The sequence below is a fragment of the Streptomyces tricolor genome (assembly GCF_002155905.1).
Classification (GTDB): Bacteria; Actinomycetota; Actinomycetes; order Streptomycetales; family Streptomycetaceae; genus Streptomyces; species Streptomyces tricolor.
The window spans coordinates 1-24,086 of record NZ_MUMF01000117.1; the positions used below are offsets into that span (position 1 = coordinate 1).

Sequence of the window (24,086 nt, forward strand, 5' to 3'; positions counted from 1 at the left end):
CGCCGCCGCGCCGCCCACCAGCGGCACCTTCGCCGTCGTACGGGACAGGTCCACGGTGAGCGTCGGCCGGGTGGACGGAGGGTCGATGAGGTCCTTGTCCGTGCCGGCGACGATCAGCGCCAGGCGGTGCCCCGCGGGAACGACGTGGTCGGTGGCCGCGAGGTCCAGGGTGATCGTGTACGCCCGGCCCGGCGTCAGCGGGCCCCCCGCGGCCGGCCAGGCGTAGTGGCCGAGGTCGGCCCAGCCCCGGCTGACCACGGTGTAGTCGACGGCGGCCGTCTTCGCCGCCGTCTCCTTGAAGCAGGCGCTGTCCCCGGCCGTGCTCTCGCCCCAGCACGTGCGGTCGGCCAGGGTGGTGATGCCCTCGGCCCTGTCGGCGTAGTCGCGGATGGTGTCGGGGCCGACGTCGACCAGGACGGCGGACAGGTGGGCGGAGCCGGTTGTCGGGGTCACGGTGACCGTCACCTGGCCGGACCCGGCCAGCCGCAGGTCCCGGCGGAGGGGCGCGGTGAGGAATCCCGCCTTCTCGGGCGTGGACGTGGTCAGGTGCGCGGCCCAGTCGGTCTCGCTGAGAGACGGGTCGTCCGTGAAGGTCTCGGTGCCGGCGGCCGGGCGCAGCCCGAGCGTGCCGACCCCGGCCCGGCTGCCGGCGGCCGGGTGCAGCACGGCGGCGCGGGTGCTCCGCGGCGGCCAGACGGTGGAGGTGACCCACTGGTCGGGGTGGCGTTCGATGTCGGCCATCGGCTCGCGGTCGATGCCGTTGTCGTAGCCGAGGAGTTCATGGTCGAACCAGCGGTGCAGCGTGTCGACCCACGCGCCGCGCCGGAAGTCGAACGGGTCGACGTGCCCGGTCTGGGACAGCCAGATCTTCCGCCGCACACCGTTGCGGCCGAGCGCGTCCCACCACTGCCCGAAGTGCTTGGCGCGGACGTTGAGGTCCTGCATGCCGTGGACCAGGAACACGCTGGCGCGCACCTGGGCCGCGTCCTCGACGTAGTCCCGTTCGGTCCACAGCGGGGTCCAGTCGCCGCTGCGCGGGCTGCCGTCGGCGAGCTTCTGCCGTACGGCCGCGCAGTGGGCCCGCGCGTCGGCGCTCTCCACATAGCCGGCCAGTTCGTCGGGGCCGCCGTCGTAGAGCGGGGCGCCCTGGGCGAAGTAGTAGTCGTACCAGGAGGAGATGGCGCCGATGGGGACGATGGTCCGCAGGCCCTTGACGCCGGTGGCGGCGACACCGTTGGCGATGGTGCCGTCCCAGCTCTTGCCGATCATTCCGGTGCGGCCGTTGGTCCAGCCGGCCGTCACCGGAGTGTCGCCGGTGCGGCTGGTGTACGCCCGGGCCCGGCCGTTCAGCCAGTCGATCACGGCCTTGGCGGACTGGATCTCGGAACGGCCGCCGACGTCGACGCAGCCGGCGGAGCGGTTGGTGCCGGTGAGGTCGACACCGATGAAGGCGTAGCCGCGCGGCACGAAGTAGTTGTCGTAGAACAGCGGCATCTGGACGACACGGCCCTGGGCGTCGTACGTCTTGCGCTGGCTCTCGTTGCCGCGCCCGCAGCAGGAGTAGTACGGGCTGGCGTCCATGATGACGGGCACCTTGCGGCCCTGCCGGGCCGGTTCGGCGGGCCGGACGATGTCGGCGGCGACGCGGTCGGTCCTGCCGTCGCCGTCCTCGTCGAGGCCGGTGTCCACCCAGACGGACTCTCGGACGGCGTCGGCGTAGGAGTAGACGGGTCTGCTCTCCCGGGGCGCGGCCTGGGCGGCGGCCGGGGTCACGAAGACGGCCGTCAGGGCGGCTACGGCGGCGCTGACGAGCGTTCTCCGGATCGTGGAGCGCGTGCGTTTCGGCATGCGCGGACGGTACTCCGGCCAAGTCCCGCGCAGAAGAGGGCTTTCCGTGGCACGTGACGGCTGAATGGCGATCGTGTGACAGCAGGGGCCATGGACAGGCCAGAGGTCACCGGGACTGAATAGGCTCCGACCAGAGTTCTCCGAACGGACTTGCAGTCCCGACGACTTGGAGCTGACGTGCACCGCAGAATCATCGCGCCGGGCGCACTGGCGGCGGCCTCCCTCCTGCTGGCGATCCCGGCATCGGCCGCGAGCTACGTCCCCGGCGCGCCGGGCATCGGCGACCCCTACTACCCGTACTACGGCAATGGCGGCTACGACGTCTCCCACTACGACCTGAGGCTGCAGTACCAGCCGAAGACGGACGAGGTGCAGGGCACGGCGACGATCCTGGCGAGGACCACCCAGGATCTGGCCAGCTTCGACCTGGACTTCCTGCTGGACGTCAGCGAGGTGCGGGTCAACGGCGCCAAGGCTTCCTTCACGACGTCCGGGCAGCACGAACTGGTCGTCACCCCGAAGACCCCGCTGGCCAAGGGCACGCCCCTCACGGTGGTGGTGCGCTACTCCGGGTCGCCGTCGACGAAGAGCGCCTACGGCTTCACCTCCTGGCACCGCACGCCCGACGGCGGCGTGGCCGCGAACGAGCCCGAGGCCGCGTGGTGGTGGTTCCCGAGCAACGACCACCCCACCGACAAGGCCACCTACGACGTGTCGGTGGCCGTCCCGGACGGCACCCAGGCCATCTCCAACGGCACCCTGCAGTCGACCACGTCGAAGCTGGGCTGGACCCGCTACAACTGGCGGCAGAACAAGCCGCAGGCGACCTACCTGGCCACCCTCGCGGTCGGGAAGTTCGACATCACCACCGGCACCTCCGAGGGCGGGGTGCCCGTCATCAACGCCTACAGCAAGGACCTCGGTGACTACGACGGTGCCGCGCGGGCCAGCGTGGAGCGCACCGGGGAGATCGTGGACTGGCTGAGCGGCTACTTCGGGCCGTATCCGTTCAGCACGGCGGGCGGTTACGTGCCCAACACCACCACCGGGTACGCCCTGGAGACGCAGACCCGCGTCTACTACAGCCCGCGGCAGTTCGCGAACGGCTCCAACACCTCCGTGGTCGTGCACGAGCTGGCCCACCAGTGGTACGGCGACTACGTGTCGGTCAAGGGCTGGAAGGACATCTGGGTCAACGAGGGCTTCGCCCGGTACGCGCAGTGGCTGTGGTCCGAGCACGAGGGCGAGGGCACCGCGCAGGAACTCGCCGACTACGTGTACGCCTCGCACCCGGCCGACGACGCCTTCTGGACGGTGAAGCCGGGCGACCCGGGCCCGGACGAGCAATTCAGTTCCGCCGTCTACGACCGGGGCGCCCTCGCCATCCAGGCGCTGCGCAACGAGGTCGGTGACGACGCCTTCTTCGCCATCCTGAAGGGCTGGCCGAAGAAGCACGCGTACGGCAACGCCTCGGTGGCCGACTTCCAGAAGTACGCCGAGCAGGTGTCCGGCAAGCCGCTGTCGGCGCTGTTCGACACCTGGCTGTTCCAGCCGACGAAGCCGGCCGCGCCGTCGGTCCGCGCCCTGGTGAAGACGGGTACGGCGGTGGCGCAGCCGAAGTCGTGGAAGAAGATCGAGGCGACGAACGAGGTGCACGGGCACTGAGCCCCGGGCGCCTTCCGGCCCAGCGGCCCTGAGTCCCCGGGCGGCTCAGCGGCTCGGTTCGGCCGCCTGCCGCAGCAGCGCGTCCCGGCCTATCGCGTCCGCGCGGGCGGCCGGGACGGTGCATGCGTAGGCGCCCGCGATCGCGCCGTACCGGGCGCACCGCTCGGGCGGCTCGCCGCTGAGCCGGCCGTAGAGGAACGCGGCGGCGAAGGCGTCGCCCGCGCCGTTGGAGTCGACCACCGGCGCGGGCGGGTCCGCCGCCGGTATCCGGGTCAGCTCGCCGTCGGCGAGCAGATACGCGCCCTCCGCCCCGGCGGTGGCGACGACGGTCTCGGCCCGGCCCCGCTCGGCGATGCGCCGCATGGTCCGCTCGGGGTCGGCGAGGGCGGCGGCCGACAGGAAGACGACGTCGGCCGCGTGGGCGAACGGCTCGTGGTACGGGTTCTCGCCGTCCCAGTCGTGCAGGTCCGTGGAGAGCGGCACGCCGGTCTCCCGCAGGACGGGCAGGGCGTGGGCGCACGGCTGGGTGATGGTCACGTGCACATGCCGGCATCCGGTGGTCAGGGCGCGCAGGGTGGCCTCGGGGAAGCGGTCGTCGGGGTGGGCGCGGCTGGTGTCGTAGAGCGACAGGCGGCGGCCGTCCGGACCGACGAGGTTGACCGCCCGCTTGGTCCCGGCCGGCTGCGGGAGCGCGGTGAGGGCGATGCCGTGCTCGTGGTGCAGGGCGCGGACGAGGTCGCCCTCGGGGTCGTCGCCGAGCAGGTCGAGGTGGTGGGTGCGCAGGCCGAGCGCGGCCAGCCCCAGGGCGACGAAGTCTCCGGTCTGCCCGGCACGGGTGCGGATCCCGGAGTCGATCATGTAACTGTCGGCGTAGGGGAGGGGCAGCTCGGGGACGGGGATGATCGTGTCCACTCCGGCCCCGCCCAGCACCAGCACCTCGGCCGCGTCCGCGTGCCCGCTCATCCGCCGTCCTCCCCGTGGTCGTACACCGTCACGGCGATCCCCCGGTCGACGAGCCGCTCGGTGACGAGCGGTTCGATCCGGGACCAGGTACCGCCCGCCAGGCCGCAGCCTATGCGGGGCATGTGCACCGACGCGCCGAGTCCGGCCACTTCGCCGGCGAGGCGGCCGAGGGCGGTGTCGATCGCCTCGTAGCGCACGGGGGCGCCCTTGCTGCCGGTTCTGATGCCCCGCTGGCCGATCATGTTGGCCACCCACACGTACGGGTCGACCCGCACCAGCTGGACCGCGCCCAGGCCGAAGTCGTTCCTCGCGCGGTCGCGGTGCCAGGCGCGGTACGCCGCCTCCGGCTCCGGCCAGCGGCGTGACAGGGCCAGGACGAAGCCCTTGCCCCAGCCGCCGATGTCGTTGCAGACATGGGCGATCACCTTGACGCCCTTGACCGACGGCACGGTGGCGTCACCCCGGACATACGTGATCTCCGACATCACGAAACATCTCTCTCGCGTCGTCGGCGTCTAGATCCGTGTTTGCGCAGCTCAGACGCTTCGTTGGTCGCAGCACCGCAGGTGGGGGCGACTGGGGTAGGCACCCCTCGGGCGTCGGGAATCTAGATACAACTAGATGAAGATGGCCGCGAGCAGATGTCGCTCGACGTGATCATCTCCCATCCGTCTCCCATGGGGAAACTTGAAGGCCCCCGCGAGCGATCGCGGGGGCCTTCGGTTGCCGGCGCCGGCTCGGGCCAGGACGGGGTTTCCACCTGAGGGGGGACCTCATTCCCCGCCCTGGTCGCGTGGACCAACGACGGCAGCTTTCTCGTGACACGGACGCGCCAGAGGCAGGCCGGGGTGGCTCTGGTGTGTCCGGTCGGGCAGCCGGGTTCCGCCCGCCCTCCGTCGAGGGGGTGCTCACGGTGGGCGGGCGGCCCGTCCGACACGGCCGCACCGTGTCGGGCTTGCTTGGGGGGTGGCGGATTGAGGCGTCAAGGAACAGCCGGATCGAACAGATGTGCGCTCCGGCATATGCCATCCCAGCACACTCAGATGCCTTCTCGCTACACGGTGTGCTGCATATATCTGCTGGTACCCACCCTGAGCCAGATTTACCACAGCTGGTAAAGACTTCCGGACAAGATCATTCCAGTATGCGCGGGTGCACGACCCCCTCCCCGACTGGGTACCCCACCGCCGCCGCCAGATCGGGTTACAGATCCGCGACGCCCGCCGCACAGCCGGCCTCTCCCAGCTAGCCCTCGGGGAACGCATCAACCGCGACCACAAGACCATCAGCCGCTGGGAGAACGCGCTGACAGCCCCAGACCTCACCGACCTGCTGCTCATCGCCGACGCCCTGGACGTCCCTCTCGCCGACCTCGTCCGGTGAAGGGCCCGGCCGCCAACCTCCGCCGGCCGGGCCCCGACCATCAGCCCCGCGGCGGGCGTTCGTCGTCCCGCCGCGGCTGCGGCTCCCGCGGGTCACGCGACTCCGGCTGCTGCGCGCGTCGCCACGCCGTCACCAGCTCCTCGTACCGCGGGTCGATCCACTCAGGCATCGACATCAGCTGCCGCACGCGCTGCACGGCTCGCTGCCGGTGCGAGCGAGGATGTTGCCGTTGTCATCCGTGAGGTACACGTCGGCCCGCGATCCCTGGCATCCGGGGGTCGGGCAGGGGACGTTCTGGCGTACTTCCGGCATCTTTGATCACCTCTGTCTTGTCAGTCCCGCAGAGCTGGCACCGGACCCGGTCCAGACGGGAAAGTCGTCCGTTTGCGTCATACCGGTACTCGTCGCGCACGGAGCCCTGGCAGTCGCTGGTCGCACAGGGCGCAGACCCCATGAGGTGCCCGTATGGGGTGGAGCGAGCCACGATCACCCCGCACACCTCCTGATTCAGGCACGGTAGGGGGTGGGTCCCTTCGTCGTTGACGATGTAGGCGACCATTTCTGGCAGGTGACAGTTGGGGCAGATGGCGGCCATGCGGCGCATCTCCTTCGATGAGGCCATATGGGTAGCACATCGCCAACGACGGCATACGAGTACCGGTTACTGCGGGGTCCGTCGCCGGTTCAGGGGCGATCCGGCGACGGACCCATGGCCACCCGTGCAGGTCCCGTCAGGTGGCCGCCGGCGCTCACCTCAAGCACCGGAGTCTGGAGCCAACACGCTGCCGCGGCGCGCCTCCCGCACCGCACGCACGAAGCCCGCCCCTTCCGGACACAGGCTGCTGTCGTCCACGCACTGCTCACACAACCGGCTGTGATCCACCAGCGTGTCCATCGCCCACCTCAGAGCGCACGGCCGGCAGGCCCGCGGGAACCAGCTGACCCTGCCGCCGACGCGGCGCAGGCTCCGCTCGCCGAGGTCGACGGCCGTTCCCGGGCTGAGGCCCACGCCGTCGAACACGCAGGTGATCCCTCGCACCTGGTTCTGGGAGAGGGCGCTCACCTCGGGGAGCGGGAGCAGGGCGAACGCGTTGGCGCTCGCGGTGTCGCTGGGCATGCGTCAGGCCTCCACGATCAGCGTGTTCCGTCTCACACAACTGACCGTAGAGGCCTGGAAGTGACCGAAGGACTACAGTGTGTATCCCTTCGGGGCTACACGACGCCGAGCCGGATACCCAGCTCAACCAGCTCGCCACGCTTCCGAGTGCGGATCATCGTGCCGACCGTCTCCCTCACCGCCGCGTGCGCCCGCGTCGCCTGCGGCGCCAGCCGCTCCGCATCCAGGAACGCGCGCAGCGCCAAGTCCCGCTGCCCGTTGTAGAAGTAGGCGCGACCACGGTCAATGTGGAAGTGCGAGTGCCGCTCCCTGGAATAGTCCCTGGGTAGCCGAACCTTCTCGGCGCGCGCCACAGCATCCCGGCCGCGTCCCATCTCCACAGGCAGGCTGACCGCCCACAACGCAGTGTTGGTGGGGCCGAACTGCATCTGCCAGTCGTTGCGATCCTCACCAAGCTCCTCGGCCGCCTGCTCCGCCTGCTTCAGGTGGCGGACCGCAGCCTTCGTGTCCGTGGCGCGCGCCAAGTTCAGCGAGGCCTTCAGATGGAACGCGCCCCGCAGCGACACTGCCTCCGGGCCCGGCGAGCGGATCGTCCCCAGCTCGGTGAGCGCGTCATCGATGATGGCTCCCGCCTCGTCGTGCTCGCCGATACTGAGGAACTCCCCGGCGTCGTACCAGCGGGCCGCCAGGATCCGCAGCGGATCCCCGGTCTCGTGCGATGCCCACACGACGCGTTCGGTGGCAAGGGTCGCATCGCTGGTGTGGCCGAGCTTGTACAGGTACTGCATGGCGCACTCGTACGCCGAAGCCAGCAGCGCGAAGACCTGTCGGCGTTGATCGCCGTGGGTGACCTCGGCAGCGACCTGGAGGTCCCGCACCAGCGGGGGCAGCACCGCACCGGACTTGGTGAGGGCCGCGGCCTGCCGGTGCTGGTTGGCCTCATCGACACGGGTCCGCAGCTCGGGCACGTTGACGGCAGCGGCTTCTTGGTCGGTGGGGCGGGCCGGGCGTCCGTGGCGTAGGAGTGCGCGGCGGACGGCAGCGACCGAGGCGACGGCGGCTTGCCCGTCGCGGTCGGCGTGAGGCGGCACGTAGGGGGCTCCGGTGATTTCGGTGGGATGGCAGTCGAGGGCCTGCGCAAAGCGCAGGATGACGGCTGGCCGGTCGAGGCTGCGGCGTCCCTGTTCGAAAGCCTTCACGGCAGCGAGGGAGTAGCCGGCTTCGGTGGCGAGGCGTTGTTGTGTCCAGCGGTGGCGCGCGCGGAGGCGGGCGAGGCGCTGCCCGTTGCTCTCTGCGCCCACGCCGTTGTCGGCGATGTGGGTCATACTGTCTCCGTTCCTTGCGTCCACTTGGAACGGTACGCCTTCGGCCGACGGCTGTACGTGGGTAAGGCCCTTACGGATTAGGGATGTTCGTGGGGGCCTTCCTTATGCGTAGGGCGGCGTACGCTGGGGTCATGTCCCCCGATCTTGTGACCAGCCCTGGTGCGGTGCGGTCTGCTGCCGAGCTGAATGCGGCGATCCGGGCGTTGTGGTCGCATCCGCAGGTGCCGTTGACGGCGGAGCAGCGGGCGGAGTACGAGCGGCTGTGCGCCGAGCTGGCGCGGGTACAACGCGGGGACGTCACGGCAGCGGCGTAAGGATCAGGAGAAGAGCCCGCGCCACTCCGACGGGAAGTGCGGTCGCTCCCTGCGGATCTCCTGCCAAGCCTCGTCAAGCTCAGCGGCGCGCCTCTCTTCAGCAGCCTGGGCCATGCGGCGGGCCTCTTCCAGTGCGCGGCGGGCCTCGGGGGTGACTGGGGTCGGGCGATGCCTGTAGAAGTACGCGCCGTCGTCTGCGCGACTGGGCCAGCCACTCTTGAAGATCGGCTCGTACTCGGCCACAGGGATGGGCGCGGGACCGGCGGTTGAGTCGGATAGGAACTCGGTCAGCGGCGGCGGCATAGGGATTAGGTAGAGCGGCGGCACCTGGTCTCCGATGACCGGCATGACCCGGCCGTCGGCCGGGCCCCCTACCAGCCTGATCGTGATGCTCATGCCCCTCCGGATGGCAGAAGGCCCCGCCCGCGTGCTGCGGACGGGGCCCTCACCCCACGCTCAGCGCCCCGCCGCCTGCCACAACGTCACACCCAGCGCGCTCACCGACACCACCGCCGCGATGCTCGGCAGAGGCCAGCGAGCACGCTTCAGCGCCTCCACCTCCGCCTTCAACTCGGCGATGTCCTTGTCTGTCTGATCACCGCGCTGGACCAGGAGAGCGAGCTGCCCGTCCACCCGAGTGAACCCGGTCTCGCAGGTCCCCCTCAGCCGCTCCAACTCCAGCGCCACAGACACCTCCGGAGTCGTCACTCGCGAGCCCCCGCACCATCACCCGTCCGCAGCCACCCCGGCAGCAGACCCTGCACGCTGGGGAGCGCCATCACCCGCGCGAACCCGCCCGCGACCGCCAGCGCGCCCGCCACCCACGGCAGCGACTCCGGAACCCCAGACGCCGCCACGATCCCCGGCAGCGCCACCGCCACACCCACCAGCGTCTGCAGCACCGTACGAGCGGTGACCTTCGTGGACTCCTTCGCCATGATCAAACTCCCTTCGAGCCCGCGCCGGTGACGTCCACCGACACACGAACCACCGCGTCCGCGATGGCCTTCTGCACCGCGGCGACCACCGTCGCGGTGTCCACACCCGAGCCGACCAGCCCCGCGAGCTTCGTGATCGCCGCAGTCTGCGCGGCCTCCGTCGCAGCGACCTTGTCCAGCCGCTTCAGAATCTCCGTCTGAACGCTCGACAGCGTCCACGTCGGGTTCGTCGCCGGCGCGCCCGGCACGGAGATCACTCCGTCATAGGTGAGTACCTTCTTGGCGATCTCGTCGGCGGTGGGCATGTCGTCCTCCTCGGGGGTTGTGCCGGCCGCGCGGGCGACGATGCCCGGGAACACGACCTCGCGGAACTGTCGGATGCGCGCGGCGCCGGGGCAGGCCGTGCCGCTGGTGGACCACTGCGGGAACAAGGAGTGGTAGCCGAAGCCGGGGTCATCGTGGGTGCGGCAGATCCGCAGCGGGATCCCGTGGTGCCGGTGCAGCCACACGCCCAGCTTGATGAGCTGCTCGATCTGGGCGTCCGTCCACGGGTCGGTCCCCTTGGTGTTGGACGCCGTCTCGATCGACACCGCGCCCGTGCCATCAGGCCGCCGGTTGGCGCCCGCGTTCGCGTCCGCGCGGGTCTCCGTACCGATGAACTGGCCGAGGTCGCCCTCGTAGCCGAGGCCGAAGTGACTCTCCAGGTTGGTGGAGTCCCGCCAGTACTCGTAGGTCCGCTTCGCGGTCCACGGCGCGATGATGCTGTGCACGAGGAACTGCGTCGGCCGGATGGCCGCCTGGCTGTCGCTCTCGGGCTGCAGCTCCATCTTCGTGGCACCGGGGTACCAGGCCATGATCGCCTTCTTTCTATGCTCAGACGTTGGTGATGACCTGCTGGTACTTCTGTGCCAGCACCGACTGCACCCCGGGCACCGCCAGGAGACAGTTCCGGACGGCGTTCACGACCGTCATCTCGTCCACGACGTGCTGCTCCTGGTCGATCGCCCCGATGGACACCGACACCAGCGGCGACCCTTCGTTGTTCCTGCCGGTCACCTGATAGTTCGCCACGCCTGCCTCCTAAGCGATCCGCTGAAGACGGATCCACGAGTCCGTGTAGAGCGTCACCGCGGTCGCATCCGACACCAGCTGCGCCCAGTCCAGCGAGTACGTGCCGGCCGTCGACCCGACCCGCAGCGTCCCCCACAGGGCCACCGTCAGCGGCGTCCCGCCGGTGCCGAGGCAGCCGAAGCTCCGGGCGCTGGTGATGTCGTTGGTCTCTGTACGGATCGGGTAGCCGCGGGCCTGCTGGCTGTCGGTCACCATGGCGGGTGTGTTGTTCCACGAGATCACCGGGGAGTGGCCGGCGCCCCACCCGTACCACTCGCCCAAGCTGCCCGTGGGCGCAGACCAATCGAGGTTCAAGTCGGCGGCGGCCGGGCCGTCGTACTTGATGATCCCGTCCATGACGTAGACGGCGCCCGCGGCAACATCAAAGGTGAGGTGGGGGTCAGCGGTTGTCGTGGTGGTCGCCGCGCGCTGGGTGTCCGCGGTCTTGCGGGCCACCAGCGGCTGCATGCTGCGCAGTAGGGTCGCGGTGATCCGCTGCCCCGCGAGGGGCGTCGGGTATGCCTCAGCCACGGGATGCTCCTTACAGGGCGAGATAGGTAGGGGTCGCGAGACGCACGTCCGCGCCCGCGCTATGGGCCTTGACGACGCCGTTGACCGAGCGGGTCAGCGTGAACGTCTGCGGGCTGACGATCTGGAAGTCGTCGTACTTGATGCTGGGGTTGACGTTGGTGTTGCCCGCCCCCGAGATCGAGCGGACGCCGACGAACTGGCTCGTGGTGAGCGTGCCGTCCGTCACCGTGACCTGCCACTCCGGGGTCTCAACATCACTGGCCAACCAGACCTTCGCCCTCAGCGAGGGGCCCTGCACCTTGAACCGGATCCGGTACTGGGTGCCGGCCACGAACGTCGTGCCGGGCATCGTGTAGGTGCCCAGCGTCGTCTCGACCGCGTTGACCCGCTTGAACACCACCAGGGTGACCGCGTTCGCCGTGCTGAACTGCAGCTGCGCCGAGTAGAAGTTGTCGGCGTCGGCGTACCGGGTGATCAGGCTGCCGGTCAGGATGGCGCCGGTGGCGAGCTGGTCGGCGGTGATCGTGACGTAGAAGTCGAAGTCGCTGATCACGGTGGGCAGGATGCAGCGGCGGGAGGTCCCGGCCGTGGCCAGCAGGTGCGCGCCGACACCGCTCCCCACAGAGTAGTCCGTCGCCGACCCGCCGGACGCGGTCCACGTGAACCCCGAGTCGCTCGTCCCCCAGCCGCTGGACGCGGTCCGGGTGAACGTGTCGGTGACCAGGTCGGAGATAGCTGTGACCCGCATGACCTCGCCGCCCACCCGAATGTCGAGGGGGAAGTCCGCAGTGTCCTTCGTCCACAACACGTCTGCCCCGGCCGACGGCTGCACACCGACGCTGGTCGCCGACGAGCTGATGTTCGCGACCAGCTCGGAGCCGTCCGTATCAATCCGCGACCACGCCGTGTCGAGGACCCCGACGCTGCTGTACGGGCTGGCCGGCGCGCACGTGAACGTGACCTTGTGCTCGAAGTGGGTGATCGTCTCCGACATGCCGAGGACCAGCTGGTCGATGGTGTCCGGCGGCAGCCACGCAGGCGGGTTCGTGATCTGGATCCGGTCGCCGAGACGCATGCCGAGGATCGCCCGCCGCATCGCCGGCGTGATGCTCGGATGCGCGAGGTTCACGCTGATCTGCGGGAACCGGGCCTCGTCCACCGTGCCGAGATGCACCCGCCACGCCGCCTGATCCCGCAGCGTCGCCGCGTCCGAGCTGCCGAGGTTCAGGGTGTACTCCTGCCCGTACTCCCCAACGCCCGCCGGCGGTAGCTCCGTCCGCAGCGTCCCGGACGTCTCCTCGTACGTCTGTGAGACGCCGCCCACGGTGACGGTGACCTTGTTCTGCACGTACCGGTCGTCCTCGACCGGCACCGGGATCTGCGCCAGCTGGCCCGCGGTGTAGTCCAGGGTGAGCACGGGATCCTGGTTGTACAGGCTCGCCCGGGTGCGGTAGCCGAGACCGACCCCCGACCGGGACTCGTACAGCAGCCCCCCGTCGGCGAGCGTGCACTCCTGCAGCTGCGCGAGCAGGTTCTGTCGGCTCTGCGCGCCCATCGCGACGGTGTCGTCCAGGTCCCCCACCCAGTCGAAGGCGATCCCAGCTCCGGCGCACAGCCGCTGCATGCGCCGCCCGGCGGTCTCCCCGGACGGCTGGACCGCTGCGCCGAGGTCGGTGATCGACGTGACCGTGGTCTGCACGGTGACGTGCCCGGCCGCCATCCCGGTGGCGCCGGTCGACTGGTTGAGCGTGGACGGTGCCAACGCGACCGACGTCACCCGGGTGACGTTCGTGCCCGACAGTCCGATGGTGGTCGAGTCCGTGATCCCGGTGTTGATGTCCAGTACGCGCAGCGTGACCGACAGCGCCGTCCCGTTGTTCGAGACCTCGATCGACACCCGGAGCAGGAGGCTGCGGACATCGAGCGTGAGCGACTCCTCGCCGCTGTAGCCGAGCATCGACTCTTCGCTGTTGTACGGGACAATGCTGATCGTGCCCGGCCCGCCGAAGGAGCCGACCCCGCCCGGCGGGTCGTTGTACTCGATGTCGAGGTACTCCACCTCACCGACCACGGTGGGTGAGACACGCACGCGAGCGATGGTGTCGCTATCGGCGAGCCCCGCCGCGGGGACGGAGAGGAGGAACCGCACCTGGTACTGGCTGACGGCAGAGTTGTCGTACCGCGTGACGCCGCCCGTGAGCGAGCCGCCCGTGAACACGGGCAGGGGGTCGGACGCGCCGAACCCGGAGTAGGCCGCCAGGGTGGGCGTGCCCGAGATCGTCATGGGGCTGCCGCTGGTGAGTGCCGACGCGACCGACCGGGAGTCGGCAGCGTCCTCGCAGGGCCAGTACGCCACCAGACCGGTCAGCGGCGGGTCGGTGATCGCGTTGTAGATCACCGAGCGCTCGGGTGCCGGGCCTTGTGCGAGGCGGCGGAGGATGCCGTTCGCGGACAGGTCGGTCCACACGTCGCTGCCGCTGGTGTCCCAGTTCGGCGCCCACTCCGATGCCTCGCCCCAGATCCGGTACGACTTGCCGCCGTTGCCATCAGGGACGCTGATCCGGATCGGGGTGTTGCGGCCGATCGCGCCGTAGTACGGGCCGGACGGGTTCCGAGGGCTGAACCGGCCGTCGCGGTTGTCCAGTTCGAGCGTGCACGTGCCGGCCTCGGTCTGGGAGCCCTCGTCACGGATCCCGCTCGTGATCTGGATGTTGCCGCTGTCGTCCCGGACCAGGGTGTATCCGGTGACATCCACCCACGTCCCGGAGACGAGCATCTCGACCTGTACGGGCTCGCCGTTGGATGCCTCACCGGACGCGCGCGCCGGCGCAGGCACGAGCGCCAGGCGCCGCCGTAGCCCGGCGATCTGAGAGACGAGCCCCGGCATCGGTCAGCCCACCTCCTGGAAGGTGACGAAGCAGCGCATGTCGGAGGCGGTCGTCGGCGTGGTCGCTCGGACTCGGAGGAACCGGGAGACTGCGACGATGGGCCGGTCGTCCGGCATGAAGGTGCGCACGTAGCTCAGGCCCGACTCACCGGACACGGAGGACAGCGACACGGCGTCGAAGACCCGGGCCGCGGTCGTGGAGCCCTCGGCGGTGGCCGTGTAGCCGGTTGCGCTCGTGCCGAGGGACAGCAGCGACGCGGTGCCGTTCGGGTCGAGGTTGATGACCCCGGACGCCACATGCGCGGTCACCGTGGCGGCGACGTCCGTCTGCAGCAGCTCCACCACCCCGTCCGCGCCGGGCGGGTCGTCCAGACTGAACCCCCACTCCAGGATCTGGATCATCCGCGTGCTGGGCGTGGCCAGCTGGAGCATCGTCTTGATGCTCGTCCCGGTCGTCACCGACTGCTGCGCAGCAGTCGTCGGCGCCGGCCCGTTCCATACCGTGTACGGCACTGGTGTTCCTCTCTTCTACCGGCCGCGGGGCGGCCGGAGCGTTGCCTCGATCGAGCCGCGGGTCTTGACCGCCTTCCGGCCGGTGTCCACCCACAGCTCGCCGAACTCTCGCTCGCCGATGCGGACCTGAATGACGATCGGCTGTCCGTCCCCGCCCGCCGGCGCCGCGCCCGCAGCTGCGGCGGGTGTGCGGCGGGGTGCGGTGAGCATCGACGCCCACGGCGCCTCCGCAGCCGCGAGCTTCCGTCGGGAGTCCGGGTTGCTCCACACACGGGAGCCGGCCGGCAGGTCCAGCAGCTCGGGGCCCTGCTCGCCCACCCACGTCAGCGACGAGCGGAGACCACCGGAAGCTGCGGCGCCGACGATGCCGCCGGCCGCCTTCTTCCCGAACGCCTTCTCGATCGCGCGCTCCATGGACTTGGCCAGGCGATCCATGCTGGAGGTCAACTTCTTCTGCTGGGCCTCCAGCTGCTTGACGTACCGCTCCTGCTGCTTGATGGCCTTGTCGTACACGGCGTCCGCCGCGGTCTTCCCCGCGCTGCCGGCTGCTGCCTCGATCTGTGCCTGGGTCTGGTTGATCGTCTGTACTTCGGACGCTGACGCCTGCAGCAGCGCCCCCGCGGTCTCCAGGCCGCCACCGTCCACGCCGGCCTCGGCGACCTGCTGGATGATGCTCTTGCTGAAGCCCTTGGCGCGGAGCTGCTTGAGCGCGGCGGCGAACGCGGTGATCTTGTCCTTGCTGGTCCGCATGCCGGAGCGGATCGTGTTCAGGGTGACCGGGCCGTCGCCACTGGCGCCGCGGGTGATGTTCGCGGAGGACAGCAGGTTGCCCTTCACCGAGTCCCGCAGCTGCGCCGCCGCGTTCTTCAGGTCCGACAGCTTCGACCGCGCGCCTTCCAGGGACTTGGTGACGCTGCCGAGCTGCTTCTCCCACTTCAACAGCGACCGGCCGGCCGAGTCGAGCTGCTTCAGCAGCCGGGACTCCGTGCTGCCGTGCGTGGCCTTCATGATGATGCCGCGCCACTGGTTCAGCGCGTTCACCAGCGAACCGAGATCCTGCGGCTTGCGGAGCGCCGAGCCGAACTCGGAGTGCTTGTAGCCAGCCATCCGCCCGAAGTGGCTGATGGTCAGATCACCCATCGCCTCCCGGAGGGCCTCCGCCTCGGCCTTCGCCTGCTCCCGCGCCCGCTGCTGCGCCTTGGACACCTTCCCGCCGCGCGCGAAGCCGTCGACCTTGAAGCGGCCGTCGTTGATAGCGTCGAGCATCCTGACGCCATACTTCCGGACGGACTCAGCCTTGATCACGTACTCAGAGTCCGAGACCCGGCCCATCGCGCCAGAGGCGAACGTCGCCAGGATGTCGTCGGACGTCGGCGTGCCGGGGCCGCTGATGTAGCCTCCGGCGTCGAAGTGCTGTACTGCCCCACCGCCTGCGTAACCTCGCGTGAGGCCACCAGTAGCCCAGTCTCGCTTGGCGACCTTCACGCCGCCCTGATTTGCGGTGAACTTGTTGACCTTGTAGTTCGTGACGATGTCGATCGTCTTGCCGTGCAGCGCGGCGACGGCCCTGGCCACGTTCCGGATCCCCGCGAGCGCACCCCCAGTCGCAGCGGTGACCTGCACCTTCCCGTTCGGGAGCCGCTTCACCTTGTACCCGAACGACTCCAAGACCCTCTCGGCGGCGTCGGACAACGTTTCGAGAGTGACCTTCCGAGCGCCCGGCGTCTTCTTGATCGCCGCGTTGAACGCTGCAAGATCGGCCTTGGCGTCCTCAGCCTCCAGATCCACCTTCGGCTTGACATCCGTCGGCATCTGAAGAAGCTGACCAGCAAGCTGCTTCGCCTGCTCCTTACTCAAGCCCATCGCCTCAGCGGCTTCGATCAGCTTCGCCCGGCCGCGGGTGTAGATCCCGTTGACGGTCTCCCAGCTCGCGCCGGCTTCGCGCTGGCTCGTCCCAGCCTCGTCTGTCTTGTTCGCGAGAGTCTGAAGCGCGGTGGCGGCGTTGCGCGCTTTCTCGCTGTTGAGGTCCAGGACGCCGTTGGTCATGGTCAGCGAGTCGTGGTTGTCCTTCGCGGCCTTTGCGGCGGCGTCGATCGCAGCCTCGAAGCCGATCATCCCGCCGAGGCCGTTCTGCTGCGCCGTGTTCAGCGCGACGATGGACTCACGGAGGCCATCAGCGGACGCCTTCTGCGTGTTCAGCTTCTCTGCCGCTGCCTGCGCAGCCGTACCGAACAGGCCCATGCTCTGCGCAGCCAAGCCCTGCTCGTACTTGATGTCCGCGACAGCCGACTTGTACTCAGGGAACAGCGCGTTGATGTCCTTGGTGGAGTACCCGGCCTTCTTCAGTGCGTCCTCGAAGGACTTGAACTGCTTCGCCGCTTCCTTCGCGTGCCCACCAGAAGCGAGCTGCGCGAACGCCTTGTCGAACGAGTCGAAGTCATCCTTCAACGCGCCGAGCGAATTCGAACCATTGATCAGGTCATCGATCTTCGGTACTACCGTGTCGATGATCGGCCCGACCCCGAGCAACTTCTTCGGCCACTCCAAGCCCCTGTCGAGGTCCGACTGTCCCTTCTTCAACGCGTTCAGCTTCGCGACGAACCCATCCATCGAACCGAACGTCGACTTCAGCTCACCACCGAACTTGCCAGTGTCCGCCAAGCCCTTCAGCGAGGTGACCAGCTTGTCGACGTCCGGGGGCGCCCCGCGGGCCTTCTCCGCCAGCTTCTGGATCCCCACGGCAAGCAGCGCCAGCCCGGCAACCACCACGGACGCCTTCGCCGCTGTACCCAGCGATGCGAACGCTGCGCGCAAGCCAGCGATGCCGCCACCCGCTGCAGCGGACGCTGCTCTCAGGGCCGCGATCCGTGTGGCCAACAGCTGGAAGCCGCTCGCGACCCCAGCAACGCCCGCACCGGCCAGCTTGATCAGCTTGATCGCCGCGTACACCTGCATCAGGTGGCCGATCAGCTCCGGCGGCACCGAGGCCACCAACTTGGCGAACGCGTTGACCAACGTCAGCATGCCAGGGCCGGCCTGCGCCGCGCCCTCCAGCAGGTTCGCTACGGCCTTTCCGATGCTGCTCAGTAGCTCTTTCACCGCGGGGCCCTGCTCCCGCGCATAATCCATGAACGACGCGATCGGACCGTGCATGTTGCCCTCGGACAGGACCCGCATGAAGTGGATCGCCTTGTCCGTCGCGCCCTTCAGGCTGTTATTCGCGAAGTCGGAGAACTTCTTCGCCAGCGCATCGAAGGCGCCGGTGCTGATTCCGCCACCAGCGACCTTCATCAGCCGATCGAGCTGCGTCGAGGTGCCTTCGACCATGGGCTTGAGCTTCGGCAGGAGCGCGCCCATCACCGCGAAGCTGTGCTCGATCGGCGCCATGGTGAACTTGGCCGTCGAGTCGGAGAAGGACTTGAACTGGTCCTTTAGCACCATGAACCCACCAGCAGCCTGCTGGGTTGCCTTCGGCATGGCGGCCAGCGTCTGTGCCGCCTGCTGCTGCGCCGTGATCGCCTGCTTGGAGTGCGCCCCGTACTGTTGCACGGCCTGCGCGTACTTGTCCTGCGCCTTCGCCGCCTCGGACAGGTTCGCGATCTGCGGGATCACCGCCGCGCCGAACGCCGCCACCGCAGCGCCGGCCGCGCCCGCCTGCACTGCGATCGGCGCCAGCGACGCAGCCACCGGTATCGCGGCCGGCGCGAGCGACAGCAAGGAGGCGCGGACGTCGACCAGGGCGCGGGTGATGCCGTCCGACGAACGGCGCATGCTGCCGGCCGAGGCGGCGAACCGCCCGTCGAGCGTGCGGAGGTTCCCGTTGATGTCGCGGAACCCGGCCGCGGTCTGGTTATTGACCCGGACTGTGATCGTTACGTCGTCAGACATCGTCCACCCCCTCTCGGTCGCGTCCGCCGCCCAGCTCTTCGATTCGGACTAGGCGCATGAGTTCGGTGTCCTCCGCAAGGAGGGAGGACAGGGTGTAGCCCGGGAACCGCTCTAGAAGCCCGAGCAGGTACCGGGCTCGGGTCAGCTCGCCAGGCTCGGTGACAGAGGTGCCATCGGGATGGACGCCACCGGGGACGGTTCGCCAGAGGGCGAGGTCTCGGGCAAAGGGTCGGCATCGTGGACCCCGATGAGCGTCTGGATCCACGCGTTGTTCAGTGCGGCGACGAGGTTATGGTCGAGCTGCTTGACCGCGTCGAGAGTGGTCGGCACCGGCTGGTCGTTCTCGTCTTCGAGGTTCCAGGAGATGAGGTGGTCTACGAAGCGGCGCACGGAGTCGGCGCCGTTCGTCTCTCCCTCGCTGCCGTCGAGACCGGTGACCTGCTCCCACTCGCCGTAGGACATGCCGGACAGGCGCGCTTCGACTCCGTGGTACTCGTGCCCCTCCTCGAAGCAGACCGTGTACGTCTTGGGCTTGACTTTGAATCCCATGCGACCCCCCTCACGTCCAGGTCGGGACGGTGCCGTCGCTGAGGACGCCGGGCACAGCGAAGGTGAGTTCGCCGCTGTCGGAGCGGGAGAGCGGGTAGTCGGTGAACAGCACCTCGTTGTTCAGGGACTGACCCGACACGGTCAGGGACACCGTGCGCGCCACGCTCGTGGACGGCACGGTCTTGAACACGTCGTGCGACTGGTTCGCGGCGTCGTTGAAGACACCGTTCAGTGTGATCGAGAAGTCCGCGAGGAGCAGGATCCGCTCGTACGCCGACTTGTCGATCCCGGTGACATCCTGGACACCACGCGGGGTGGCGAACTGCAGGTTGGTGATGTCGTTCTTGATGGCGCGGGCGGTACCTGCTGCATCATCGACCGAGCAGGTGCTCCACCCGAGGCCGCTCTCCTTGGCCATGGCCTATCCCTTCTTCTGCTGGTCGACGAGCCGGAGCTGGTTCTCGCCGAAGTCTTCGACCCAGTCCTGGGCCCTGCTGTGCTGCCGCTGCCGGCCGGTCGGGTTGCCCCGCCAGTCGCCGTCGCGGACGAGGTAGATCTCGGGGCGCGTCCGGTGCTCCGCGAAGCAGCGCTGCCCGGACTCGAAGCGGAACACCGTGAGCCCGGCCTCGGTGCGCATCTCGCGGAAGGTGCGGCGGGACTGCGTGCGGATGTAGTTCGCCTGGGTCTGACCGAGTTCGGTGGACTCATCGATGACGGAGTCCCATCCGTGCCGCCACTGCGGGCAGCCGACCTGCTCGCACGCGGCCACCACGCTCGTGTCGCGTGGGCTCGTGATCTGGTACGTCTGATAGGCCTGCACCGGCAGCGCCGGGTCGATACGGGTTACGGGTCGCATTAGAAGACCACCCCCGCTACCTCGTTTTTGACCAGGACGACTGCGAACGCGAGGGAGGAGAACCCGCCCGTCGTCACCGTGACCGCGCGCACGTAGCGGCGGATCGTGGCCGTGTTGCTGGTGGCGATCCGCTCCGCCGTCCGCCCCGCGGTGAGCTGGGTGAAAGACAGCCCGGTGACGTCAGCGAACGTCGAGTTGTCCGCCGAGTCCTGGATCTTCACGGTGGCGTCCGTGCCCGTCATCGCGAACACCTGCAGATACGCCTGCGCTCCGAACGAGGCTGACGCGGTGGTGTCGATACTCGCGCCGTTCGTCGCCGCCGTGTCCGTGCGCACCCCGGCGGTCAGCGACCGACCCCACTCGACCCCGAAGCCGTTGCACTGCAGATCGAAGGAGAAGGTGAAAGCCCCGTCGTCGTTTCTGTTGCCGTCGTAGTTGATCTGCTTCGACACCTGGCACGCCGCCGGGTTTCCCAGCGTCGTCCCCCGGAAGTACGAGGCGATCACGTCCGTCGACGGCAGTGTACTCAGCCGCGGGTGCGCCCGGTTCGTACCTGGGTTGAAGAAGCAGGTCCCGGACATAGCGCCAGTACGGAGCCCGCCGATCCGCTCGTTTGCACTCTTGTCGATCCCAGTCACATCGAGTGCTGCCGGCCCGCCGGAGACGTTGATGCTGTTGATGTCGCCGGAGACGTCGTAGCCGTGCAGGTAGAAGTTGTCGCCGAGACCGGACTGCTTGGCCACCTATGCCACCTCATTCCATACGTCGTTCACGATCAGTGGGATGGTGAGCGTGGCCACCCTGTACGTGGTGTTGTCGAAGCGGGCGTAGCCGAAGTCGGCGCTGAGGCCGGGCCCGTGGGCGCCGAGCAGGTCGACGTTGGCGATGGTGTTGCCGAGCTGGAAGTCGCCGCTGTACGCGACGGCCAGTCCGTCCACGGCGCTCGTCACGAGTAGGTCCACATCGTTCTGCGGCTCGGTGTCCGCAGGGAGGAACACGCGCCCGGTCAGCTCCAGTCGCACCGTCACTGAGTCCAAGCTGGAACGGGCCGGGATGGGGCGGACGCTCTTGACCCACAGCGCGTACGTCAGGCCGCTGCCGGGCGCGGACACGGGCTCGTGGCCGAGTACCTGCTCAAACATGCCGAGCGCCTGAGCGTGAGACAGGGCATGGGCCCGGTATGTGGCAAGGTCGAGGGTCACGGGCTCACATCCGTCCCGTGTACCGGCGGAGCAGCCGCTCACCGATGCCCTGCTTGCGGGAGTTCAACTCGTGCCGCGTCCGAATCCAGTGGTCGTAGCCCTTGAACCGGGTCACGGGGAAGTTCCGGGAGCCGACGCCGGCCAGCCACGGCCCATACACGACGCGGGAGTCCCAGATCTTGTGCCCGTCGACCACGACGCAGCGGGACTCGTAGTAGCCGGTCGGGTGCTTGAAGACGGCGCGCATCTCCCGCTTGAGAATGTTCAGGCCGTCCTCGGCGAGCTGGCGCTCCAGGTGGTCGACATAGCGGTTCGCGAGGGCCTGGGCACGGCCATCGAAGAGGGGGCCGTCCGCGCGGCTGGAGACGTCGAGCAGCATGGTCACACGCTCCGCATCCGGGCCTTACGGCCACACTCGGCGTACACGGCAGCCCGGAGATCCTTCAGCCCGCGGCCCGACATCTCCCGCTCGCTCTCCCCAGATCCGGCCGTCCGCGCGTACCCCGAGCGGCCCTGCAGCAGGTCTGTCAGCGCCTCGGCAATGGTGAGCTGCCGGATCGGACCGGGGGGCGTCCACAGGTGCACGGTGCTGCCGGTGGCGTGGGGGTCGACGCTGGTGCCGAGCGCGCCGCGGGTCACGGTCAGCGTGCGGGGGGCGTAGATGGTGGCGCCGGCGGTGTGCGCGGCGATCGTGGAGCCGTCCCAGGCGCGGCGGACGATGAGGTTGTTACCGACGACGTCCTCAACCAGCATGCGTTCGGCGTCGATGAGGATGACCTCGCCGGCCGCGAATGCCGTGCCGGACTGGACCGCCACGGTGACGCTGTTGTTGATGTTGGTGAGGCCGGCGCCGCCGAGGGTTTGCCCGGTCGACAGCTGCGACCTGCCGGTGACGAGCATCCGCTCGGAGTCGATGCGGAGGACGCTGCCGACGCCCACGGCCGCCGAGGTGGCCGCGTCCACGTCCACGCCCGTCTCCGTGGCGTCGAGGGCTTCGGCGAGCGTGCCCGCGGTGGTCTCGGTGTTGCGGTAGCCCCACAGGCCGGTGATCTGCACGTCCCGCTGGTAGGTGTCCCCACCGCCGTATGCAGCAGACGAGGACAGCTTGATCTCGACCCGCGAGAACGGGGGCCCACTCCGGTTCGGTTCGAGGTTGTAGTCGCTGCTGGAGATGACCGTCCCGCCCGACGCGAGCGTGGTGACGGAGATCAGCTCGTTGTCGTCCAACCGCAGCACCCACGGCGTGTAGGCACCCGGGCGTGCCGGCCAGTCGAAGTACCTAGTGGCCTGGACCGGGTAGAACCGGCGGTGCATGAGCCCTTCGACGCGCCTGCTGGCGTCTTCGAGGGCACGGTCGATTCGCTGGTTGCTGCGGGAGGTCTCCTTGACGTCCAGCTCGGCTTTGACCTCCTCCCGGGTGGCGTACCAGACGCCGTCCGGGCTGGTGTTGGTGGCGCTCGCGGTGGCGGGCGCGGTGACCGTGATGGTCTCCGTTGCCGTCACCGCAGAGCCGGACTTCAGGCCGGTCCAGGTGGCGAGGTACAGGCCGGCGGCGAGTGAGGAGGTGGGGGTCCAGGCGTAGCCGTAGCTGCCGGTGGCGGGGTGGGTGACGCCGCTGGTGGTGGCGGCGAGCGCGGTGCTGCCGGTGGCTACCGAGGTGATGGTGATCGTGGGCGTGGTGTCGAGGTCGGTGAGGGTGCCGCCCTGGAAGTCGTAGAACTGGGCGAGCAGTGTCACCTGCTGGCCTGCGATCACGGTGGTCATGCGGTGCTCCCGTCCGTGATCAGGCCGAGGTTGGCCAGTGCGGTCAGGAGTGAAGCGAGTGCGGCGTTACCGCCCCGTGATCCGCTGACGGTCTGCTTCGCGATCGGCGCGGCGCCGTGGAAGCCGAGCTTGTTCCCTGCGCCGTCGATGCTGTGGACGCGCGCGCCGAAGGGGCCCGCCTTGAACTGGGCCTCGGCCACGATGTGCATGATCGCCGCGCCCGCTTCCCACCTCATGTAGGTGTTCTGCGTACCGGAGAAGTCCGCGTTCGGGAACGTCGACCAGTACCAGTCCGAGCCGCCAGCCTCCGTGTCCAAGTTCCCGCCCGAGGACCGGAACCGGTACGCCTTCGTCGGGGCGGTGTGACTGTTCCGGACCAGCAGGTCGCCGGCGTCGGTCAGGTTGCCGGTGATGGTGACGGAGCCGTCGTCGCCGATGGTGACCGTGCTGTTCTGGATGACCAGGCCCGTGGTGCCGTCGAACCGGGCGACCGCGTTGTCCGTGGACGTGCCGGGTCCGGCGACCTTCGCGGCGAGCGCCGCGGTGAGCCCGGTCACCTGCGACTGGGCGAGCGTCACCGGGTCGCTCCCAGCAGCCGCGTGCGTCGAGGCGTGCGTGACAGCGGCCTTCGTCGCGGCCACGGTGTCGACGTAGCCCTTCGAGGCCGCGTTCAGGGCCTGATCCGGGGAGGAGTCGGGCAGCGTCAGCTCACCAGTCATGGTGTCGCCGGTCTTGGACACCTTGCGGCTGTCACCGGTGGTGGACACGTAGCCAGTCGCGGTCATGCTGTTCTCCTCCTCCCTCGGTGTCGTACTGGACTACTGGTCAGCAGAGCCGGTCGCCGACGTGCCGGCCGCCGGGCCGCCATCCGTCGTACGGGCAGTAGAGCCCTTGGCCGTCCGCGCCTTCCCGGAGCGGTTCCCCGTCGTTCGGGCAGGCGATCGGTCCGGCTTCTCGCTCGGCTCGGGCTTCTTCGACGGCGTCTCGGACGATGTCGAGGTACTGGCGCCAGCTGATACGTCCTCACCGCCCTCCACCTCGGCCGCCTCTCCGGCGACGCTGGCCCCGCCGTGGCGGGTGATCTTCGGCATGCTGTCCTCCACTTCAACGGGCACGCTGGCCTGGATACCGAGCGCCGCAGCCGAGCCCTGCTCGGCATGACGCTCCGACCCGCAGTGGGGGCACCGCTGCACCCCCACCGCGAAAGCCGTCGTGCAGTCCAGGCAGACCCGC

At 69.2% G+C, this 24,086-nt stretch carries 26 protein-coding genes; 4 read left to right on the forward strand and 22 right to left on the reverse strand.

The annotated features are described in order from the left end of the window. A partial coding sequence (locus CCN44_RS09900; RefSeq protein ID WP_086697394.1) for a Xaa-Pro dipeptidyl-peptidase occupies window positions 1-1,848 on the reverse strand: 1,848 nt, incomplete at its 3' end. A 177-nt stretch (window positions 1,849-2,025) separates the two neighbouring features. Between CCN44_RS09900 and CCN44_RS09905 the strand changes: the two genes are divergently transcribed. Beyond that, entirely contained in the window at window positions 2,026-3,513 is a 1,488-nt protein-coding gene (locus CCN44_RS09905) for a M1 family metallopeptidase (protein WP_059254565.1), read from the forward strand. A 45-nt stretch (window positions 3,514-3,558) separates the two neighbouring features. Here the strand turns inward: CCN44_RS09905 and CCN44_RS09910 are convergent, their stop codons facing one another. Beyond that, window positions 3,559-4,476 carry an adenosine kinase gene (locus CCN44_RS09910; RefSeq protein WP_086697395.1) on the reverse strand — a complete coding sequence of 306 codons (918 nt, stop codon included), beginning with the start codon at window positions 4,474-4,476 and terminating at the stop codon, window positions 3,559-3,561. Next, entirely contained in the window at window positions 4,473-4,961 is a 489-nt protein-coding gene (locus tag CCN44_RS09915; RefSeq protein ID WP_086697396.1) for a macro domain-containing protein, read from the reverse strand. The genes CCN44_RS09910 and CCN44_RS09915 overlap by 4 nt, the downstream gene beginning before the upstream one ends. 667 nt (window positions 4,962-5,628) lie before the next feature. On the opposite strand from CCN44_RS09915, the gene CCN44_RS09920 reads away from it, so the two are divergent. After that, window positions 5,629-5,859 (forward strand): helix-turn-helix domain-containing protein, encoded by a 231-nt coding sequence (locus CCN44_RS09920; protein ID WP_086697397.1) that lies wholly within the window; start codon window positions 5,629-5,631, stop codon window positions 5,857-5,859. Between the two features lie 754 nt (window positions 5,860-6,613). On the opposite strand, the gene CCN44_RS09925 is transcribed toward CCN44_RS09920, so the two are convergent. Both CCN44_RS09925 and CCN44_RS09930 read right to left on the reverse strand, forming a co-directional pair. After that, window positions 6,614-6,976, reverse strand: coding sequence for a hypothetical protein (locus CCN44_RS09925; RefSeq protein ID WP_208639743.1), 363 nt, complete (start codon window positions 6,974-6,976; stop codon window positions 6,614-6,616). A gap of 95 nt (window positions 6,977-7,071) precedes the next feature. After that, the gene (locus CCN44_RS09930) at window positions 7,072-8,301 is read right to left on the reverse strand and encodes a helix-turn-helix domain-containing protein (RefSeq protein ID WP_237481572.1); all 1,230 of its coding nucleotides are present in this window, start codon (window positions 8,299-8,301) and stop codon (window positions 7,072-7,074) included. A gap of 131 nt (window positions 8,302-8,432) precedes the next feature. Here CCN44_RS09930 and CCN44_RS09935 point away from each other — a divergent pair, with 131 nt between their 5' ends. Then, window positions 8,433-8,615, forward strand: a complete 183-nt coding sequence (locus CCN44_RS09935; RefSeq protein WP_086697435.1) for a hypothetical protein — start codon at window positions 8,433-8,435, stop codon at window positions 8,613-8,615. A gap of 3 nt (window positions 8,616-8,618) precedes the next feature. On the opposite strand, the gene CCN44_RS09940 is transcribed toward CCN44_RS09935, so the two are convergent. The 17 genes from CCN44_RS09940 to CCN44_RS10020 all read right to left on the reverse strand — a co-directional run bounded on the left by CCN44_RS09940 (window position 8,619) and on the right by CCN44_RS10020 (window position 23,638). Then, window positions 8,619-9,011, reverse strand: coding sequence for a hypothetical protein (locus CCN44_RS09940; RefSeq protein WP_086697398.1), 393 nt, complete (start codon window positions 9,009-9,011; stop codon window positions 8,619-8,621). A gap of 60 nt (window positions 9,012-9,071) precedes the next feature. Beyond that, window positions 9,072-9,308 carry a hypothetical protein gene (locus tag CCN44_RS09945; protein WP_237481570.1) on the reverse strand — a complete coding sequence of 79 codons (237 nt, stop codon included), beginning with the start codon at window positions 9,306-9,308 and terminating at the stop codon, window positions 9,072-9,074. 11 nt (window positions 9,309-9,319) lie between these two features. After that, window positions 9,320-9,553 (reverse strand): hypothetical protein, encoded by a 234-nt coding sequence (locus tag CCN44_RS09950; protein ID WP_086697400.1) that lies wholly within the window; start codon window positions 9,551-9,553, stop codon window positions 9,320-9,322. 2 nt (window positions 9,554-9,555) lie between these two features. After that, entirely contained in the window at window positions 9,556-10,407 is an 852-nt protein-coding gene (locus tag CCN44_RS09955; RefSeq protein WP_086697401.1) for a peptidoglycan recognition protein family protein, read from the reverse strand. 19 nt (window positions 10,408-10,426) lie between these two features. Then, window positions 10,427-10,624: a hypothetical protein gene (locus tag CCN44_RS09960; RefSeq protein WP_086697402.1), complete on the reverse strand. Its 198-nt coding sequence runs from the start codon at window positions 10,622-10,624 to the stop codon at window positions 10,427-10,429. Window positions 10,625-10,633: 9 nt separating this feature from the next. Then, a complete protein-coding gene (locus CCN44_RS09965; protein WP_086697403.1) occupies window positions 10,634-11,194 on the reverse strand; it encodes a hypothetical protein in 561 nt (186 codons plus the stop codon). Window positions 11,195-11,204: 10 nt separating this feature from the next. Beyond that, window positions 11,205-14,081 (reverse strand): hypothetical protein, encoded by a 2,877-nt coding sequence (locus CCN44_RS09970; protein WP_086697404.1) that lies wholly within the window; start codon window positions 14,079-14,081, stop codon window positions 11,205-11,207. Between the two features lie 3 nt (window positions 14,082-14,084). Next, window positions 14,085-14,594, reverse strand: coding sequence for a hypothetical protein (locus CCN44_RS09975; protein WP_086697405.1), 510 nt, complete (start codon window positions 14,592-14,594; stop codon window positions 14,085-14,087). Between the two features lie 15 nt (window positions 14,595-14,609). Next, window positions 14,610-18,482, reverse strand: coding sequence for a phage tail protein (locus CCN44_RS09980; RefSeq protein ID WP_086697406.1), 3,873 nt, complete (start codon window positions 18,480-18,482; stop codon window positions 14,610-14,612). Between the two features lie 141 nt (window positions 18,483-18,623). Then, entirely contained in the window at window positions 18,624-19,031 is a 408-nt protein-coding gene (locus tag CCN44_RS09985) for a hypothetical protein (protein ID WP_086697407.1), read from the reverse strand. Window positions 19,032-19,041: 10 nt separating this feature from the next. Beyond that, on the reverse strand, window positions 19,042-19,449 hold the full coding sequence (locus tag CCN44_RS09990) for a hypothetical protein (protein ID WP_237481567.1): 408 nt from the start codon (window positions 19,447-19,449) through the stop codon (window positions 19,042-19,044). 3 nt (window positions 19,450-19,452) lie between these two features. Beyond that, on the reverse strand, window positions 19,453-19,887 hold the full coding sequence (locus CCN44_RS09995) for a hypothetical protein (RefSeq protein ID WP_086697408.1): 435 nt from the start codon (window positions 19,885-19,887) through the stop codon (window positions 19,453-19,455). Next, window positions 19,887-20,630, reverse strand: a complete 744-nt coding sequence (locus tag CCN44_RS10000) for a hypothetical protein (protein WP_086697409.1) — start codon at window positions 20,628-20,630, stop codon at window positions 19,887-19,889. Before CCN44_RS10000 ends, CCN44_RS09995 begins: the two co-directional genes overlap by 1 nt. Then, complete coding sequence (locus CCN44_RS10005; RefSeq protein WP_143649664.1) at window positions 20,631-21,029, reverse strand: hypothetical protein; 399 nt, start codon at window positions 21,027-21,029, stop codon at window positions 20,631-20,633. Window positions 21,030-21,093: 64 nt separating this feature from the next. Continuing rightward, window positions 21,094-21,468 carry a hypothetical protein gene (locus tag CCN44_RS10010; RefSeq protein ID WP_086697411.1) on the reverse strand — a complete coding sequence of 125 codons (375 nt, stop codon included), beginning with the start codon at window positions 21,466-21,468 and terminating at the stop codon, window positions 21,094-21,096. Window positions 21,469-21,470: 2 nt separating this feature from the next. After that, complete coding sequence (locus tag CCN44_RS10015) at window positions 21,471-22,853, reverse strand: hypothetical protein (RefSeq protein ID WP_086697412.1); 1,383 nt, start codon at window positions 22,851-22,853, stop codon at window positions 21,471-21,473. After that, complete coding sequence (locus CCN44_RS10020) at window positions 22,850-23,638, reverse strand: hypothetical protein (protein WP_086697413.1); 789 nt, start codon at window positions 23,636-23,638, stop codon at window positions 22,850-22,852. Before CCN44_RS10020 ends, CCN44_RS10015 begins: the two co-directional genes overlap by 4 nt. On the opposite strand from CCN44_RS10020, the gene CCN44_RS43965 reads away from it, so the two are divergent. Further along, on the forward strand, window positions 23,637-24,014 hold the full coding sequence (locus CCN44_RS43965) for a hypothetical protein (RefSeq protein ID WP_143649667.1): 378 nt from the start codon (window positions 23,637-23,639) through the stop codon (window positions 24,012-24,014). The two genes, CCN44_RS10020 and CCN44_RS43965, sit on opposite strands and share 2 nt — an antisense overlap. Window positions 24,015-24,086 lie beyond the last annotated feature (72 nt).

Bases quoted from the DNA above. Each gene is read 5' to 3' on its own strand.
- CCN44_RS09910 (WP_086697395.1), bottom strand. From the start codon at position 4,476: ATGAGCGGGCACGCGGACGCGGCCGAGGTGCTGGTGCTGGGCGGGGCC.
- CCN44_RS09915 (WP_086697396.1), bottom strand. From the start codon at position 4,961: ATGTCGGAGATCACGTATGTCCGGGGTGACGCCACCGTGCCGTCGGTC.
- CCN44_RS09925 (WP_208639743.1), bottom strand. From the start codon at position 6,976: ATGCCCAGCGACACCGCGAGCGCCAACGCGTTCGCCCTGCTCCCGCTC.
- CCN44_RS09930 (WP_237481572.1), bottom strand. From the start codon at position 8,301: ATGACCCACATCGCCGACAACGGCGTGGGCGCAGAGAGCAACGGGCAG.
- CCN44_RS09935 (WP_086697435.1), top strand. From the start codon at position 8,433: ATGTCCCCCGATCTTGTGACCAGCCCTGGTGCGGTGCGGTCTGCTGCC.
- CCN44_RS09940 (WP_086697398.1), bottom strand. From the start codon at position 9,011: ATGAGCATCACGATCAGGCTGGTAGGGGGCCCGGCCGACGGCCGGGTC.
- CCN44_RS09950 (WP_086697400.1), bottom strand. From the start codon at position 9,553: ATGGCGAAGGAGTCCACGAAGGTCACCGCTCGTACGGTGCTGCAGACG.
- CCN44_RS09955 (WP_086697401.1), bottom strand. From the start codon at position 10,407: ATGGCCTGGTACCCCGGTGCCACGAAGATGGAGCTGCAGCCCGAGAGC.
- CCN44_RS09970 (WP_086697404.1), bottom strand. From the start codon at position 14,081: ATGCCGGGGCTCGTCTCTCAGATCGCCGGGCTACGGCGGCGCCTGGCG.
- CCN44_RS09980 (WP_086697406.1), bottom strand. From the start codon at position 18,482: ATGTCTGACGACGTAACGATCACAGTCCGGGTCAATAACCAGACCGCG.
- CCN44_RS09985 (WP_086697407.1), bottom strand. From the start codon at position 19,031: ATGGGATTCAAAGTCAAGCCCAAGACGTACACGGTCTGCTTCGAGGAG.
- CCN44_RS09990 (WP_237481567.1), bottom strand. From the start codon at position 19,449: ATGGCCAAGGAGAGCGGCCTCGGGTGGAGCACCTGCTCGGTCGATGAT.
- CCN44_RS09995 (WP_086697408.1), bottom strand. From the start codon at position 19,887: ATGCGACCCGTAACCCGTATCGACCCGGCGCTGCCGGTGCAGGCCTAT.
- CCN44_RS10005 (WP_143649664.1), bottom strand. From the start codon at position 21,029: ATGTTTGAGCAGGTACTCGGCCACGAGCCCGTGTCCGCGCCCGGCAGC.
- CCN44_RS10010 (WP_086697411.1), bottom strand. From the start codon at position 21,468: ATGCTGCTCGACGTCTCCAGCCGCGCGGACGGCCCCCTCTTCGATGGC.
- CCN44_RS10015 (WP_086697412.1), bottom strand. From the start codon at position 22,853: ATGACCACCGTGATCGCAGGCCAGCAGGTGACACTGCTCGCCCAGTTC.
- CCN44_RS43965 (WP_143649667.1), top strand. From the start codon at position 23,637: ATGCTGTTCTCCTCCTCCCTCGGTGTCGTACTGGACTACTGGTCAGCA.
- CCN44_RS10020 (WP_086697413.1), bottom strand. From the start codon at position 23,638: ATGACCGCGACTGGCTACGTGTCCACCACCGGTGACAGCCGCAAGGTG.